14 protein-coding genes are annotated in these 15,741 nt (G+C 66.9%); 5 read left to right on the forward strand and 9 right to left on the reverse strand.

Annotated elements, in window-relative coordinates; genetic code table 11:
• The first annotated feature begins 451 nt into the window (after positions 1 to 451).
• Positions 452 to 1,585: an amidohydrolase family protein gene (locus IEX72_RS03830; protein WP_188786064.1), complete on the forward strand. Its 1,134-nt coding sequence runs from the start codon at positions 452 to 454 to the stop codon at positions 1,583 to 1,585.
• A 177-nt stretch (positions 1,586 to 1,762) separates the two neighbouring features.
• Entirely contained in the window at positions 1,763 to 1,975 is a 213-nt protein-coding gene (locus IEX72_RS15145; RefSeq protein WP_229663740.1) for a Rieske (2Fe-2S) protein, read from the forward strand.
• A 351-nt stretch (positions 1,976 to 2,326) separates the two neighbouring features.
• On the opposite strand, the gene IEX72_RS03840 is transcribed toward IEX72_RS15145, so the two are convergent.
• From IEX72_RS03840 to IEX72_RS03865, 6 genes are all read right to left on the reverse strand, one after another.
• Positions 2,327 to 2,797: a MaoC family dehydratase gene (locus IEX72_RS03840; protein WP_188786065.1), complete on the reverse strand. Its 471-nt coding sequence runs from the start codon at positions 2,795 to 2,797 to the stop codon at positions 2,327 to 2,329.
• Positions 2,798 to 2,799: 2 nt separating this feature from the next.
• Positions 2,800 to 3,492 (reverse strand): ABC transporter ATP-binding protein, encoded by a 693-nt coding sequence (locus IEX72_RS03845; protein ID WP_188786066.1) that lies wholly within the window; start codon positions 3,490 to 3,492, stop codon positions 2,800 to 2,802.
• On the reverse strand, positions 3,489 to 4,217 hold the full coding sequence (locus tag IEX72_RS03850) for an ABC transporter ATP-binding protein (protein ID WP_188786067.1): 729 nt from the start codon (positions 4,215 to 4,217) through the stop codon (positions 3,489 to 3,491). Before IEX72_RS03850 ends, IEX72_RS03845 begins: the two co-directional genes overlap by 4 nt.
• An 82-nt stretch (positions 4,218 to 4,299) precedes the next feature.
• Positions 4,300 to 5,325 (reverse strand): branched-chain amino acid ABC transporter permease, encoded by a 1,026-nt coding sequence (locus IEX72_RS03855; RefSeq protein WP_188786068.1) that lies wholly within the window; start codon positions 5,323 to 5,325, stop codon positions 4,300 to 4,302.
• Entirely contained in the window at positions 5,322 to 6,185 is an 864-nt protein-coding gene (locus tag IEX72_RS03860) for a branched-chain amino acid ABC transporter permease (protein ID WP_188786069.1), read from the reverse strand. The genes IEX72_RS03855 and IEX72_RS03860 overlap by 4 nt, the downstream gene beginning before the upstream one ends.
• Before the next feature lie 124 nt (positions 6,186 to 6,309).
• Positions 6,310 to 7,620 (reverse strand): substrate-binding domain-containing protein, encoded by a 1,311-nt coding sequence (locus IEX72_RS03865; RefSeq protein WP_229663730.1) that lies wholly within the window; start codon positions 7,618 to 7,620, stop codon positions 6,310 to 6,312.
• Between the two features lie 224 nt (positions 7,621 to 7,844).
• Here IEX72_RS03865 and IEX72_RS03870 point away from each other — a divergent pair, with 224 nt between their 5' ends.
• Positions 7,845 to 9,485, forward strand: coding sequence for an acyl-CoA synthetase (locus tag IEX72_RS03870; RefSeq protein WP_188786070.1), 1,641 nt, complete (start codon positions 7,845 to 7,847; stop codon positions 9,483 to 9,485).
• Positions 9,486 to 9,811: 326 nt separating this feature from the next.
• Here the strand turns inward: IEX72_RS03870 and IEX72_RS03875 are convergent, their stop codons facing one another.
• On the reverse strand, positions 9,812 to 11,251 hold the full coding sequence (locus tag IEX72_RS03875; protein WP_188786071.1) for a zinc ribbon domain-containing protein: 1,440 nt from the start codon (positions 11,249 to 11,251) through the stop codon (positions 9,812 to 9,814).
• Positions 11,248 to 12,423 carry a thiolase C-terminal domain-containing protein gene (locus IEX72_RS03880; RefSeq protein ID WP_188786072.1) on the reverse strand — a complete coding sequence of 392 codons (1,176 nt, stop codon included), beginning with the start codon at positions 12,421 to 12,423 and terminating at the stop codon, positions 11,248 to 11,250. Before IEX72_RS03880 ends, IEX72_RS03875 begins: the two co-directional genes overlap by 4 nt.
• A gap of 77 nt (positions 12,424 to 12,500) precedes the next feature.
• On the opposite strand from IEX72_RS03880, the gene IEX72_RS03885 reads away from it, so the two are divergent.
• Together IEX72_RS03885 and IEX72_RS03890 are read left to right on the forward strand one after the other, a co-directional pair.
• The gene (locus IEX72_RS03885; protein ID WP_188786073.1) at positions 12,501 to 13,268 is read left to right on the forward strand and encodes an enoyl-CoA hydratase/isomerase family protein; all 768 of its coding nucleotides are present in this window, start codon (positions 12,501 to 12,503) and stop codon (positions 13,266 to 13,268) included.
• Between the two features lie 61 nt (positions 13,269 to 13,329).
• Complete coding sequence (locus IEX72_RS03890) at positions 13,330 to 14,781, forward strand: aldehyde dehydrogenase family protein (protein WP_188786074.1); 1,452 nt, start codon at positions 13,330 to 13,332, stop codon at positions 14,779 to 14,781.
• A 107-nt stretch (positions 14,782 to 14,888) separates the two neighbouring features.
• Here the strand turns inward: IEX72_RS03890 and IEX72_RS03895 are convergent, their stop codons facing one another.
• Entirely contained in the window at positions 14,889 to 15,725 is an 837-nt protein-coding gene (locus IEX72_RS03895) for an enoyl-CoA hydratase/isomerase family protein (protein WP_188786075.1), read from the reverse strand.
• Positions 15,726 to 15,741: the final 16 nt, after the last annotated feature.

Here is a 15,741-nt window from a genome sequence, read left to right on the forward strand (position 1 = left end):
AAAAAGGCTTCCGGCGCACCTATCAGATCCCATAATCGGGCGTGCCGTCCGGCAGCGATCCGTTCGACCGGCAGCGATCCGTTCGACCGGCAGCGATCCGTTCGACCGGCAGCAACTGGATACGCGCGGGCGTGTTCCCGGCGGCCACGCGCTTCGGCGATCCGGTCCGGCGAGGGTCGGCGTGGACACCCCGCCCGCGCCGAGGGCGGTCGGACGCAACCGGGAGTTGGGCCGCACTGGCGTGGTCATACCAAAAATAGAATATTGTACTGTGATTACGAACTCATTTCTCAGCCCTTCTGAGATAGATACCGTAGATACAACTGAACATACAAATATAGTAGTTCAGTTATCTAACAGTATTGCATCGTCGGTTTCGCTCCGGCTCCCGTGCGCCGGGGTGGAGGACCGCCGGCACAACATATTTCACCTAGTTCGCAAATCGTGAGGTATGCCGTCATCCATCCGGCGGTTGGACTCCGGCGCGGAAGTCCCTGAGGCTGCCTTCGACGACTACATCATCGATCTTGACTTCCACGTCAACCCGATGCCCGACGAGTTGGTATCGTACGTTGACGACGACGTGCTCGCGGACAAGGTGAGCACGGAGTTCGGCCCCACCCCGGTCGTCGGCAAGTGGGACGCCGCCTACGCGATCAAGGAAGGCACCGAAGGGCTGTTCACCCAAAGGCGCGCCGAGTACGCCGAGGATGTCCGGGCGGCCTGCGCGAAGTTCGCGATCGACGATCCGGTCGTCAACCCCGGGGTCAACACCCTGAATCTCCAGCACCACCCGCTCCTGAAGAACGCGGTCTGTCAGGCGTCGAACGACTACATGGTCGAACACTTCGTTGACGAGGGGATGTACACCTCGATGATGGTCCCGAAGTGGGACCCCGAGTATGCGGTCAAGGAGATCGAACGCGTCGGCGGCGAGGACGAGGTCGTGGCCGCCTACTCGTGGTTCGACCCGAAGGTGCCGTGGGGCGCAGAGCAGTTCGATCCCGTTTTCGAGGCCCTGGTCGACCACGACCTCCCGCTTTTGCTCCACGGCTCGCTTGCGTACTGGCCCCAACACAGCTACATCGGCGACGAGATGCTGACCTGGACCGAAATCTTGGGTTTCGACTGGCCGATCCACGGCATGGTTAATCTGCTCAACCTGATCATGCGCGGGGTCTTCGACAAGTATCCCGGTCTGAACGTGGTGTTCCAGGAGGCGGGCCACTGGTGGGTGCCGTTTCTCCGGTACCGCATGGACGAGTTCTACGAGATGCACCCCGAGGACGTCCAGCTCACCCCACGGAAGCACGCCGCCGGCGAACGCTACCTCGAGCGCACGCCCAGCGCGTATCTCGATGACAACGTCTACCTCTGTACGCAGCCGTTCGCGATGCCGCGCAACGCGAGCGAAGCCGCGGCGATGCTGGAGTTGAGCCACGCCGAGCGGATGTTCACCTACTCCAGCGACTGGCCCCACCAGACACTCGACCCGCCGACGTGGTTCTACACGTCGCGGGCGTTCGACGACGACACCCGTGAGGCCATCCTCCACGGCAACGCAGAGGAGATCCTCGACATCTAGGACGATGAGCGCGCACCCAGCACGCGACGACGGCTTCACGAAGGTCGCAACGGTCGACGACATCGACGCCGGCACCGGGGTCGCGGTCGATGTCCGCGGGATCGAGATCGCGGTGTTCAACGCCGACGGGGAGGATGTCAAGCCATCTCCAACCGGTGTGCCCACCAGCAGGCCCCGCTGTGTAAGACGGGCGAGACCAAGATCAACGCCGAGGACACCTGGACCGCGACCCGCGGCGGGGTGGACGAGGCGGAGTGTACCGTCTCCTGCCCGTGGCACCTCTGGGAGTGGGACCTGGAGACGGGCGAGCACGCGGTGTCGGGCAAGCGGATCGCGACCTTCGACTGCGAGGTCGCGGACGGTGACGTCTACGTCGCCGCGCCGGGGTAGTCAGCGGTGACGCGGCCGTTCGATGTGCGCCAGCGTTGGACGGCTGTCTTTCGGCACGTGGCTGCCGGGGCAAACAGCCGGTGGGCGGGACTGGAAGCGGCCGCGTTCTCGACGAACCTGAACGAAGTAAGCACCGCAGGAGCGAACCGGGCGAGACCGGAGGTCTCGCTGGAAACCGGCGGCTCGCCGCCGGTGGCGCAGTGAACGACGAAGCGCGTCGTTCGAGAGAGCGGAGCTCTCTCGTGATCACGAAAAACGCGCAGCGTCTTTCGGACGACAGCGAGTCCCGGGAATCGAGAACGCGGGGGCTTCCGAAGGTATCTCGGTGCCGTCTCCTACAGCATAGTATCTTCACTCCTCGAACGGCCACGCGTCGCTCCCCGCCCGGGTGAGGATGATGTTCGTCGACCGCCAGAAGATGACTTCTTCGCCGTCGCCGTTCTCGGCGTGAAGGTTGACGTCGGCGTACCCCCGATCGTCACGGCTCTCGGAGGCGTGTTTTTCGGTGACCTCGACCGCGACGGAGACGGTATCGCCGGGCCGGACCGGCGTCCGCCACCGGAGTTCGTCCATCCCGAACGACCCCACCGACGCGGTGTCGTTCAGGAACCCCTCGGCCAGGAGCGCCATGCACGACCCGCCCGTGTGCCACCCGCTCGCGATGAGGCCGCCGAACATCGTCTGCGCCGCGGCGTCGGGGTCGATGTGGATCGGCTGGGGGTCGTACCGGCGGGCGAACGCGAGCAACTCCTCGCGGTCGGCGGTGTAGGAGCCGAGGTCGTGTGTCTCCCCCGCGTCGATGTCCTCGAAGTACCGGACCATACTCAGAGGTATGCGTCTTTGACGTGGTCGCTCTCCAACAGCCCCGTCCCGGTGTCCTCGCGGACGACGCGGCCGTTCTCAAGGAGGTACGCCCGCTCGGCCATATTCAGCGCCCGGTTGACGTGCTGTTCGACCAACAGTACGGTTACCTCCTCGCTGATCTCTTCGATCTTGCCGAACACCCGGTCGGTGATCTGCGGCGCCAGCCCCTCCGAGGGCTCGTCCAACGCAAGGATCGTCGGCTGTGCCATGAGCCCCCGGCCGATTGCGAGCATCTGCTGTTGCCCGCCGCTCATCGACTTCGCAAGCTGGTCGGAGCGCTCCTCGAGGATGGGAAACAGCTCGAAGACCTCCTGCATCGTGTCGTCGAGGCTATTCCGATGGGTGTACGCGCCCATCTCGAGATTCTCTCGGACGGTCATGTCCCCGAAGAGGTTCCGCTCCTCGGAGACGTGGACGAACCCGCGCTCGACGATCTCGGTCGGGTTCAGCGTGGCAGCGTCGGCGTCCCAGGCGCTCACACGCCCGTCGCTGACCGGATGAAGCCCGGACATCACCCTGAGCAGCGTGGACTTGCCGGCGCCGTTGGGACCCACGATCGAGACCACAGTATCGTCCTCGGAGACGTGGAGGTCGAGGTCCCAGATCACCTGGATGTTGCCGTAGGAGACGTCGATGGCGTCGAGTTCGATCACGAGTTGTCGGCCCCCAGGTACGCCTCGGTGACAGCCTCGTTGTTTCTGATCGCCTCGGGCGTCCCCTCCGCGATCTTTCGGCCGCTCTTGAGGACGATGATCCGGTCTGCGGTCCCCATAATCGCGTCCATGATGTGTTCGATCCAGAAAACGGAGATGTCGCGGTCGTCACGGAGCCGTCGGATCGTGTTCGAGAGCGCCTCGATCTCGCCGGGGGTGAGCCCGCTCGCGATCTCATCCAACAGGACGAGGTCCGGATCCGACGCCACAGTCCGGGCGAGTTCGAGCTGTTTCTGTTGGGCGATGGGGAGGTTTCGGGCCTCCATATCGGCTTTGTCTTCGAGGCCGACGAACGCGAGCGCTTCCCGGCCGCGGCGCTGCGCGTTTTCCTGGGAGACCGACGCGTCGGTGCCGAACAGCGCGCCGGCAGCCGCGTTCTCGAGCACCGTCATCTCCCCGAACACCCGAACGATCTGGAACGTGCGGAGCACTCCAGACCGGGCGATCTCGTGGGTGTCGAGCGTGAGGAGGTCCTCGCCGTTGAACGTGATCTCGGAGCCCTCCTCGGGGTCGAGGACGCCGGTGATGGTGTTGAAAAGCGTCGTCTTCCCCGCGCCGTTGGGGCCGATGAGCCCCACGATCTCCCCGCGGTCGATCTCGAAGTCCACCCCGTCGACCGCGACGAGGCCCCCGAACTTCTTGCTGACGTTGGCGACCTCAAGCATTGATCGATGAACGCACGCGTCGGGTAATAACGGTTTTGTCTCGTCGCGTCCGCGGCGGTCTCGGACGGCATCCCCGGTGAGATCACTCCGCCTCTGTCTCCGCGGGCGTCCCGCCACCGCCGCTCCCGCCGCTCGAGACGAGGTCGTACGCCTCGAGTAGGTCCCGGATAGTAACGATGACTCCGCTCCGGAAGTACAGGAACAGCACGATCAGGAGCGCGCCGAAGATCGCCGCGCGCCAGTCCGCGGCGTAGTTGCTGAGGAACGCCTCGATTGCCTCGACGACCACCGCGCCCACGATCGGACCGTAGGTCCGGCGGATCCCGCCGACGATCAGCACGACCAGCGCGATCACGTCGACCGCCAGAAACGTGAAAATCGAGGGGGTGATGTAGGTCGCCTCCCGCGCCAGCAGAGTGCCGGCGATCCCGATAATGACTCCGGCGACGAACCCCGCGATGGTCTTGTACCGGACCACGTCGATCCCGATGGACTCCGCGGCGGCCTCGTCCTCGCGGATCGCCTCGAACGCCATCCCGTATTTGGAGTTGATGAGCCAGATGTACAGCACCATCGCGGCCATAAGGAACGCCAGGATGACGTAGTAGAGCACGACCTTTGTCGGAATCCCGACCGCCCCGGCGATCCCGGAGATGGAGAACAGCTCGTAGGGGAACCCGGTGGAGCCGCCGGTGAGGTCCCTGGCGCCGATGAACGCCTCGGCGAAGACCAACTGGAGGTTCAGGGTGAGAATGGAGATCAGGATGACCGTAAAGCGCCGGCGCGCGGAGATCCAGCTGACCGACAGTCCGATGATACCGCACACGAGCGCCGCAACCGGGAGCGCGAGCCACGCGGTCACGCCGACGGTGTCGGCGACCAGCGCCGTGGTGTACGCCCCGATCCCGCCCAGTCCACCCATGAACAGGAACAGCTGGTCGTTGTGACCGAAGACGATGTTGAGCGCGAGCGCGAACAGCGCGAAGAGCAACACCCGCGTGAGCACGCCGACGCCGTAGCCGCTGCCCGCGATCGGGATGGGTGCGAGCACGAACACCGCCGCCACCAGGGCGAGTTTCCGCGTCCCCGGGAGCGTGTCGGTGTTCACGACGACATCACCTCCGGACGGAAGAGCAGGAACACGATCGCCGCGCCGAACAGGATGACCGTCGCGACGTACGACCCGATGAAGAAGTTCGCGAGCGTGTTCACGAGCCCCAACACCGCCCCGGCGACGACCGCGCCCACGAGGCTTCTGACGCCGCCGACGATCGAGACGATGAGCGCGAACGTGGTGAACTGGAAGGCGTTACCCACCCCGATGTTCGACCGGGCGGCGACAACCAGCCCCGCGAGCCCCGCGACCACCGCCGAGAGGACGAACACCAGCGTCCGGATCTTCCGGGGGTCGATCCCAACGAGCTGTGCCCCCCGCTCGTCCTGAAAGATCGTTCGGGTCGCCTTCCCCAGAAACGTCCGGTTCAGGAAGGTAAACAGAACGGCGAGAACGACCGCCGCGACGGCGATGGAGACGACCGATGTTCCGGTAACCACGGTCGTGCCGATGTCGACCGGCGCGAGATCAAGCGGGAGGGAGTACCGCGATGAGACGAAGTTGACCATGATTCCTTCGAGCATCACCGCCAGCCCGAGCGTGGTGAAGATGCCGAGCAGGATGCGCTCTTCGCCGTCCGACCGGTAGACCAGCGAGAGCAGCGTCCGGTCGATCACCAGCCCGAGAACGCCGACAACCCCGAGACCGGCGAGTGCGGCGACCGGCAGCGGCACGCCCCCGCTCGTCAGCAGTGACGCAGTAATGGCCGCGATGACGGCGAACGCCCCGATTGCCAGGTTCAGCACCTCTCCCAGGCCGTAAACCAGCGTGATCCCGACGCCAAGCAGCGCCAGGGAGGCGCCGAAGGCGAGCCCGTCGATCGTGATCGCCGCCAGTGTGCTGACTGATACCATCTACGTACTCCCACTCATAACGGACGGTGACGTATATGTTACGACTTGCTCAGTCCGGTGCCAGCGCCGCGCTCGGCGGCCTGACGGCTCCGGGAACGCGCGGTGAAACCTTGGGCCGCGCGAGTTACTGGTCGGCGTCGATCGCCGGCAGCGGGTCGGTCCGGTAGAGCTCCTCGTAGCTGTAGTCGCCGTCAGAGTAGTACGACGGCGCGTCCAGCGACAGACTGCTGTACAGCTGGATCTGGTTTTCGAGTTCCCCGGAGTCAGCGTACTGGATGGGGTTCGCAAACAGCGTGTCGAACTCGATCGCCCGGGTGGCTTCGGTGATCGCCTGCGGGTCGGCCTCGCCGGCGTTCTCGATGGCCTGCGCCATAAGCTGGGCGGTGACGTAGCCGTAAGCGGTGTGGGTGTTGAACTGCGCGTCGTTGGCCTCGGCGAACCGCTCGGCCACCGCCGCGAACTCGTCGCTGTACGGGTCCGAGAGGTGGACGTGGGTGAACCCTCGGTTGGCGTTCTCACCAAGCGCAGACCGGATGACGTTCGGCGGGAACGACGGCCCCGTGACCACCTCGGGATTTCGACCCAGCTCGTAGAGCTGCTGGGTGATCGAGAGCGATCCCGGGGGGTGGCCGCTCGCGATGACCATCTCGACGTCCTCGGGCACCTGCCGGACGTACGAGGAGAAGTCGCTTTGGGAGACGGGGGCAACCTGGATCTCGACGTCGATGTCGAAGTTCTCTTCGATGCCCGACTGGATCGACCGGCCCCACGCGTAGTCGCCGACGATCGCGGCGACGTTCTCGTAGCCACGATCGGCGGCGAGACCCGCCTGCGCCTGCGCCGTTGGCGTGGCGGGCGCGAGCCCGACTCGGAAGGTGTGCTGCGTCTCCGGCGTGATGGTGTCGTTCGACCCGGCCATGTGCATAAACATCGGAATGCCGAGTTCCTGGGCGGTTCGGGAGGTCCGGATCCCGACGTCGGAGCTCACCGGGCCCGTCGCAGCCACGATGTCGTCCTGCTCGGCGAACCGCTCGAAGATCGACGCCGCCTCCGCAGGGTCGCTCTCGGAGTTGGCCTCCACGATGTTCAGCTCCCGGCCGTCGAGGACGCCGCCGTTGTCGTTGATCTCCTGGACGCCGAACGCGAGCCCCGCCGAGTGGACCTGCCCCCACGGCGCGAAGTTCCCCGCGAGCGGCTGGACCGATCCAATGTTGATCGCGCCGGAGCCACCGTCGTCCGAACCACTCGTCATCGTGGTGTCGCCGCCGGAGTCACCGTCGCCGGAGTCACCGTCGCCGGAGTCACCGTCGCCGCCCGAGTCTCCCCCGTCATCGGAGCTGCCACCGCCGCTCGAACACCCAGCGATCAGGCCGAGTCCGGCGGTGCCGCCGGTCGCTTTGAGAAACGTCCGTCTGTCAACACCTTTCTGTGGCATTATAATCATCGTTCACGCTGTTTTGGTATTTGAACCTGCCGATTCCGCGCGGATACGGCCGGATTCAGTCGGTGTCGCGGTCGCGCCACTCCCGTTCGATCGGTCTTGTGATCGCGCCACTCCCGTTCGATCGGGCCGTCCTCGCGCCACTCCCGTTCGATTGGTCTTGTGATCGCGCGCGACCGCAAACTATTTCATAATAAATACTGATATCCGAGACAGCCATGCAGGAGAACGTACCTGAGTCGTACCTCCCCGAGGACGGCCCACAGCTCATCCACCCGCTGCCGGAACTCCACTATCCCGAGGAGGTCAACGTCGCAACCCAGCTCGTCGACAGACACGTCGGCGAGGGGCGCGGCGACAACGTCGCGATCCGGTTCGGTGACGAGGCAGTCACCTACGCCGACCTCCAGACGCGGGTGAACCGGCTGGGGAACGCCCTGGTGAAGCAGGGTGTAGAGCCGGGCGACCGCGTGGTCGTTCGGTTCACCAACCGCCCGGAGGCGGTCGTGTCGTGTCTGGCCGCCCAGAAGATCGGTGCGGTGGCGCTGCCGTCGATGAAGCTCCTGCGGGCGAAGGAACTCGTCCACATCATCAACAACGCCGAGGCGTCAACCGTCATCGTCTACGACGACCTCCTTGATGAGATCGACGAGGCTCTGCCCGAACTCAACACCGTCGACACCGTCGTGGCCGTCCAGCGCAACGGGATCGACCACGACCACGTGGACTACGACGAGGTGACCGCGGCGGCCGCCGACGAACTCGACGCCCACCCCACGACCCGCGACGACCTGGCGCTCATGCTCTACACCTCCGGAACGACCGGCCAGCCCAAGGGCGCGACCCACACCCACCGCCAGGTGCTCGCGACCGCCGACAGCTACGCGAACTACTGTCTGAACGCCTCCGCCGAGGACGTCTTCGGCGGCAACCCGCCGCTGCCCTTCGCGTACGGCTACGGCGATCTGCTCACCTTCCCGCTCCGGGTCGGCGCCACCACCAGCCTGGTCGAGAACGCCGGGCCGGGTGATTTGCTCGACGCGATCGAGAACCACGGGATCACGGTCCTGTGCTCGATTCCGACGGCGTTCAACCAGATCCTCGCGAAGTTTCCCGACGGCCACGAGGAGTACGACACCGCCTCGCTCCGGCTGGCGGTGAGCGCGGGCGAGCCGCTGACCCACAGCACGTTCAACCGGTTCAAAGACACGTACGGGGTGGAGATCTACGACGGCATCGGCACCACGGAGATGCTCCACATCTTCGTGAGCCACCGCGAGGGCCAGGAGATCGACCCCGGCGCGACCGGCTACCCGGTCCCCGGCTACGAGTGCAAGGTGGTCGACCCCGACACCGGCGAGGAGATGCCGCGCGGGGAGGCCGGCCTGCTCGCGGTCCGCGGCCCGACCGGGATCTCCTACTGGAACCGGCCGCGCAAGCAGGACGAGGCGCTGGTCGACGGGTGGAGCCTCCCGGGCGACATCTACATCCACCGCGAGGACGACCGGCTTGAGTACAAGTCCCGCGAGGACGACCTCATCATCTCCAGTGGGTACAACATCCCCGGCCCCGAGGTCGAGGCGGTCATCGAGGAGCGCGAGGAGGTCTCGGAGGTCGCGGTCGTCGGTTCCCCCGACGAGGAGCGCGGCCAGATCGTGAAGGCGTTCGTCGTGTCAACCGAGGGGGTCGGGGCTGGCGACCGCCTCACCGAGACGATCCAGAATCACGTCAAGAACACGCTGGCGCCGTACAAATACCCCCGCGCCGTGGAGTTCGTCGACGAACTTCCCCGTACCGAGACCGGGAAGATCCAGCGCGTGAAGCTCCGGGATCGCGAACACGAACAGTACGAGGACTAGTACGGACTGTCAGGTCGTTTCACGATCTGTTCACTTGTGAACGGAACCGGTACGAACGACAGAGTCAGTATTTCGGAAGCTCCCGCGCTCTCGACTCTCAGGGCTCGCTGTCGTTCGAAGGACGCGACGCGTCTTTCGTGATCACAAGAGGGCTCCCTCTCGGACAACGGTCCTGGGCGCTCATTTCGCTCACGCCCGTGGTCCTTACTTCGCCCAGGTTCGTCGAGAGCGCGACCGCTTCAATTCCCACCCAGCGGTGGGTTCCCGATCCGCCACCGCGTCTCCGAACACAATCGAGCGCGACGCCCGACTCCGGCGGCCGCGCCCTACTCCGGTACGAACTTCAGCCCGTACCGCGTGACGCCTTCGACGGTGTAGATCCGGCGGAGGCGCCCCGTGACCGCGTCGCCGACCGAGACGGATCCGGGATCACAGTCGGTCAACTGCGCGGGGAACCGAGCGCTGCCGTCGCCGTCAATCGCGGTCGATTCGACGATCGCGACGGCGAACGGGCCGTCCCGGCGCTGCTGCTCGACGAACTCCGGGGGCGCGCCGCCCTGACCGATCACGGTGACCGCGGCGACCTCGCCGGTCCGGGACAGCGGCGTGAGTTCGTAGTCCTCGCGGGCGCCACACGCCGGACACGCACCCTCCGGCGGGAACGCGACGGCGCCGCAGTCGGGACACCGACCGGCGGCCAGCCGGTAGCGCTGGGGGGTCGTGCGCTGCCACGACGGGAGGCTGACGTGGGCGCCGCCGCCCGCGACCTCGGTCTCCCCGATCGTGCCGCGCGCCCGCAACGCCGCCGGATACGGGACCTCCTCGCCCGCCTCGATCGCGGCCGTGACGCCGGTCTCGGGCGCCGTGGCCACCTCGAACCCGAGGCCGACCGCCGTCGCGCCGCTTCCGAAGAAGCCCGCAATCACAGTCGAGTCCGGATCGACCGCCTCCAGCGCGGCGAGCAACCCGATCGCGACCGCCGCGGCGCCTGCGTCACCGACGTCGTCGACGACGGTTCCCCGATCGATCGCACCGCCATCGTAGGGTAACGCCGTCCCGATCCGGTGAGGGATGTCGCCGGTCGGTTGGTACAGGCTCACAGCGTCGACTGTGCCGTGGTCGATCGCCAGCCGATCGAGAGCGGTCGAGACGACATCGCGGATCGTCGTGCGCTCGTACGTCGTGATATCTAGCTCCGACACTTCCGTACGTCCCCGTTCTCGGAGCCGGAGCCCCGGGGCGTCTCTCGACTCCCGGGTGCGGTCTGTGAGCACCACGTCGGCGTCGTCGTCGACGAGGAACGCGGCCGCACCCGCGCCGACACGTTGGCCGACCGCTGCGGCATCGCCTTCTGGAGCGTCGGCGACGACAACCAGTGCGGGCCCGTCGCTGTCGACGCCCGAGAGCAGCGCTTCCCCGCCAGCAGCGGTGCTCTGGGTCGCGGTCGTCGTCGAGACCGCCGAGTCCAGCCCGAGCGCCGCCCCGATCCGCGGCGCGAACGCCTCCTCCTCCAAGGGAGGCGTAGTCGTTGCGACCGCCAGATGGGCGATGTCGGCGGCGGCGAGGTCGCCACTGCTCAGGGCGTCGCGGCCGGCCGCGACCGCCATCGTGAGCGCGTCCTCGTCTGCCGCGGGCACTGCCGCACGGTCGACCGGCGCGGCCGCGCCCCACGCGGCCTGGATCTCGGCACCGTCGAGTCGCTGGCGGGGGAGATACAGCCCGGTCGCGGCGATCCCGCGACCCGTCCCGTTTCCAGCGCCGGTCATAGCTCCCCCTCCTCGACCCGCTCGAACACGTGGACCGTCACGCCACCTCCCGACCCGCCGACGTTGTGCGTCAGCCCGATCGCCGGGTCCTTGACCTGGACGTGGGCGTCGCCGCGGAGTTGTGCGAACGCCTCGACGACCTGGCCGGTCCCGGTCGCCCCGATGGGGTGACCCTTGGATTTCAGTCCGCCGGAGGTGTTCACCGGGAGGTCGCCGTCGGGGTCGGTGACGCCCGCCCGAAGGAGCCGCGGCGCCTCGCCGCGGTCGCAGAAGCCGAGATCCTCGTAGGCGGCGAGTTCGGCGATCGCGAAGCAGTCGTGGACCTCCGCGAAGTCGAGGTCTTCTGGCGCGATGCCCGCCTCCTCGTACGCGCGGTCGGCGGCCGTCTCCGACGCCGGAATCCCGGTGAGTGAGTCGCGCTGGAACAGCCCGACGCGGCCGGAGGCAGCGCCCGCACCCGACACCCGGACCGGTGCGTCCGCGAGGTCCGCGGCGACCGCCTCGCTCGCGACGAGCACTGCGCTCGCGCCGTCGGTGGTGGGGCAGCAGTGATACAGGTTCAGCGGCGCCGCCACATCGGGGGCGCTCGTCGCCTGCTTCAGGGTGCACTCGAACCCGAGGTGTGCGTGGGGGTTCTGTGCGCCGTTGCCGTGGTTCTTGACCGCGACCCGGGAGAGGTCCTCAACGGTGGCGTCGTGCTCGCGGAGGTACGCACTCGCCATCTGGGCGTACACGCCCGCGAACGTGGTGCCGGAGAGCCGCTCCCACTCGGTCTCACCGCTCACGCCCAGCCACCACTTGGTGTGGTCGCCGCTCATATCTGTCATAACCTCGTAGCCGCCCGCGAGCACGAGGTCGGCCATCCCGGACCGGACCGCCATCACGGCCTGCCGGAGCGCGTACCCCGATGCCGCACACGCGTTCTCGACCCGCGTGGTCGGGATGCCGTGGAGTCCGAGATGCTCCGTGACGGCGGGTCCGCTCAGCCCGAGTTGCCGCCCCCCAACCCCGAGCGTTCCCAGAAACGCCTCATCGACGTCGGCGGGGTCGAAATCGCCATCCACGCTCCCGACGGCCTCGTCGAAGGCGTCGTCGAACAACGACCGGTAAGACCGGTCGGGGAAGGAACCGAAGTCGGACTGCCCGGCGCCGATAATATACGCATCGGTCATACGTTCTCCCCGGCGAGGAGCGACTAAAAAGTACGTGCTTCGGGTGGGTTTATTACCGCTCGACGGCGACGCGGGCTATGGTACGAGTCGAGACCGACGGTCGCGTCCACACGATCGCGTTCGACCGACCGGACGCGAAGAACGCGCTCACAGCCGACGCGGCAACCGAACTCGTCGACGCGCTGGAGGCGGCAGAGGAGGCCGACGCCCGCGCCATCGTGCTCACCGGCGACGGCGACGCCTTCTGTGCGGGCGGCGACATCGAGGCGATGGCCGCCCGCGACGAAACGCCGAGCGAGGCGCACGACCGCGTCCGGGAGACGCTCTCGGAGGTGATCGAGACGCTCCTGACCCTGCCGCTGCCGGTGATCGCGAAGGTGAACGGCGACGCCGTTGGCGCGGGAACGAACGTCGCCGCTGCGTGCGATTTCGTCTACGCGACCGAGGACGCTCGGTTCGGCGAGGTGTTCGGGAACGTCGGGCTGATCCCCGACTCCGGCGGGACGGTCCTGCTGCCGGCGCTGGTCGGGCTCAGAACGGCAAAAGAACTCACCATGACCGGCCGGCTGTTTGACGCGACCGACGCCGCCGAGATGGACCTCATCAACCGGGCGGTCCCCACAGCCGATCTCGACAGCGAGGTCGCGGATCTTCTACGGGCGCTCGACCGGAAGCCCACGGAGACGCTGGGACTCACGAAGCGCGGGCTTCACGAGAACATCGGCCGACCGTTCCGCGACGCACTCGAACGTGAGGCGTACCTCCAAGTGCTGGCGTACGGGAGCGACGCCCACGAGACCGGTGTCGAGGCGTTCCGGAACGGCGAGCGACCCGACTTCGAGTGAGTTGACCCGGCCGGTGGGAAGGTGCCAACGCTTTTTATCCCCCACGGAGACTTCCTGACGCATGACTTACGCGGGCCCGACAGCCCTGTATATCGACGGCGAGTGGACCGAATCAGTAGACGGCGGCACGATCGAAACCGAGGATCCGGCGACCGAGGAGACGTACGCGACCGTCGCGTGCGCCACCGAAGCGGACGTGGCGGCGGCGGTCGACGCCGCCGAGTCGGCCGCCGAGCACGACGCGCCGTGGCGGAGCGCAGACCCCAAAGAACGCGCGGCGGCGCTGGGGGCGATGGCCGACGAGATCGAGGCCATGGCCGACGAGATCGTTCTGGTCGAGTCCCACGACAACGGGAAAACGCCGTTCGAGGCGCAACTCGACGTGGAGATGGTGATCGACACCTTCCGGTACTACGCGGGGTGGGCCGACAAACTGACTGGGGAGTCCATCCCGGTCCCGGGCAACCGGCTTGACTACACCCTTCGGGAGCCGCTGGGGGTCACCGCACACATCGCCCCGTGGAACTACCCGTTCCAACTCGCCGGCCGGAGCCTCGCGGCGGCGCTTTCGTGCGGCAACACCGCGGTGGTCAAACCCTCGAAGACCACGCCACTGTCCGCGCTCTACTACGGGATGGCCGCCGAGGCCGCCGGCCTCCCCGACGGCGTCGTCAACGTCGTCCCCGGCCGCGGGTCGGAGGCCGGCAGCGCACTGGTCGACCACCCGGGGGTCGACCACGTCGCGTTCACCGGCAGCACCGGGGTCGGCAAGGGACTCATGTCCGCGGCCGCCGACAACCTGACCGGCGTGACCCTGGAACTCGGCGGGAAGGGACCGAACGTCGTCTTCCCCGACGCCGACCTCGACGCCGCCGCGAAGGGTGTCCACTACGGGATCTTCATGAACTGCGGCCAGATGTGCTGGGCGGGCTCCCGCCTGCTTGTCCACGAGGATGTCCACGACGAGGTCGTCGATAGCGTGGTGGAACGCGCGGAGGCGACACCCCTCGGCAGCGGCATCGACGACGACGGTCGGATGGGGCCGGCGGTCAGCGGCTCCCACCGCGAGGAGGTGCTCGACTACGTCGAGACCGGAATCGACGAAGGGGCGACGCTGGCGACCGGCGGATCGGTCCCCGACGACAAGCCGGCGGGCTATTTCATCGAGCCGACGGTGTTCACCGACGTCGACAACGACATGACGATCGCCCGCGAGGAGATCTTCGGCCCCGTGTTGTGTGTGATCGAGTTTTCGGAGTTCGAGGAAGCGATGGCGATCGCCAACGACTCGCCGTTCGGGCTGAGCGCCGGGGTATGGACCACCGACCTCTCGACGGCTCACGACGCCGCGAGTCGGCTGGAATACGGGATGGTCAGCGTCAACGAGTATCCGCAGACGTTCCCCCAGACGCCGTTCGGGGGGGTCAAACAAAGCGGGCTCGGCCGGGAACAGGGCACCGAGGCGGTGCGAGAGTACACCCAGTCGAAGAGCGTCAACCTAAATCTCGGGTAACCGGGGACGGGAGCCGGTCGATCTCGTGTCTGTTCGCGCCGCGGGCGTGCGGCTTCTCGACGCCTCGGATCGGCAAGAGATGTCGGCTGGCGGAGTCGGGCGCGCGTCTACTCGTCGGAGCCGGGCTCCTTGTCGCCGAGTTCGACCCCGAGGAAGTCGGGCTCGCGCTTGTTGAGGAAGGCGTCGACCCCCTCTTCGGCGATGTCGGAGCCGAGCAGCTGGTTCTGGAGTTCCCGCTCGTGAGCCAGTGCGTCCGAAAGCGGGAGCTCAAGCCCCTCGTTGACCGCGAGCTTGTTGTGGCCGACCGCGCCCGCGGGCTTGTCGACGATCATCTCCGCGAACTCGAAGACGGCGTCCTCCAGCTCCTCTGGCGGGTGGAGCTCGTCGAAGATGCCCTTCTCGGTGGCTTCTGCGGGGGTCAGTTCCTCACCGGTGACCATCAGACGGAGCGCCTCCGAGCGGTCGATGTAGCGGGGCAGCAGCTGGGTACCCGCCTCGCCCGCGATCAGGCCGAGGTGGATCTCGGGCATCCCCACGCGATAGTCGTCGTCGTCACCGACGAACCGGAAGTCACACGCCAGCGCCAGTTCGAGGCCGCCGCCCATGCAGTGGCCGTCGACGGCGGCAATAAACAGCGTGTCCGTCGTCCGCATCTTCATGATGATCTCCTTCGAGGTCTGGCTGGCGTAGCCGGTCTGCTCGCCGGTCTCTTCTTGAAGGGCGTTGATGTCGTAGCCGGTCGAGAAGATGTCGTCGTTCGCGCTGCCGAAGACACAGACCCGGACTTCGTCGTCGAAGCGGACGCCCTCAACGGCGCGCTGGAGCTCCAGTAGGACATCGATGTTGTGGGCGTTCACCGGCGGGCGATCGATCCGCAGGATCCCGACGTGGTCCCGCGTCTCCGTCTGGAAGTACTCGAGGTCGAGTTCGTCGAAGGACTTCATTACGTGCGTGAGAACC

It is taken from the genome of Halobellus salinus (genome assembly GCF_014646875.1).
Classification (GTDB): domain Archaea; phylum Halobacteriota; class Halobacteria; order Halobacteriales; family Haloferacaceae; genus Haloquadratum; species Haloquadratum salinum.

Bases quoted from the DNA above. Each gene is read 5' to 3' on its own strand.
- IEX72_RS03830 (WP_188786064.1), top strand. From the start codon at position 452: ATGCCGTCATCCATCCGGCGGTTGGACTCCGGCGCGGAAGTCCCTGAG.
- IEX72_RS03840 (WP_188786065.1), bottom strand. From the start codon at position 2,797: ATGGTCCGGTACTTCGAGGACATCGACGCGGGGGAGACACACGACCTC.
- IEX72_RS03850 (WP_188786067.1), bottom strand. From the start codon at position 4,217: ATGCTTGAGGTCGCCAACGTCAGCAAGAAGTTCGGGGGCCTCGTCGCG.
- IEX72_RS03860 (WP_188786069.1), bottom strand. From the start codon at position 6,185: ATGGTATCAGTCAGCACACTGGCGGCGATCACGATCGACGGGCTCGCC.
- IEX72_RS03865 (WP_229663730.1), bottom strand. From the start codon at position 7,620: ATGCCACAGAAAGGTGTTGACAGACGGACGTTTCTCAAAGCGACCGGC.
- IEX72_RS03870 (WP_188786070.1), top strand. From the start codon at position 7,845: ATGCAGGAGAACGTACCTGAGTCGTACCTCCCCGAGGACGGCCCACAG.
- IEX72_RS03875 (WP_188786071.1), bottom strand. From the start codon at position 11,251: ATGACCGGCGCTGGAAACGGGACGGGTCGCGGGATCGCCGCGACCGGG.
- IEX72_RS03880 (WP_188786072.1), bottom strand. From the start codon at position 12,423: ATGACCGATGCGTATATTATCGGCGCCGGGCAGTCCGACTTCGGTTCC.
- IEX72_RS03885 (WP_188786073.1), top strand. From the start codon at position 12,501: ATGGTACGAGTCGAGACCGACGGTCGCGTCCACACGATCGCGTTCGAC.
- IEX72_RS03890 (WP_188786074.1), top strand. From the start codon at position 13,330: ATGACTTACGCGGGCCCGACAGCCCTGTATATCGACGGCGAGTGGACC.
- IEX72_RS03895 (WP_188786075.1), bottom strand. From the start codon at position 15,725: ATGAAGTCCTTCGACGAACTCGACCTCGAGTACTTCCAGACGGAGACG.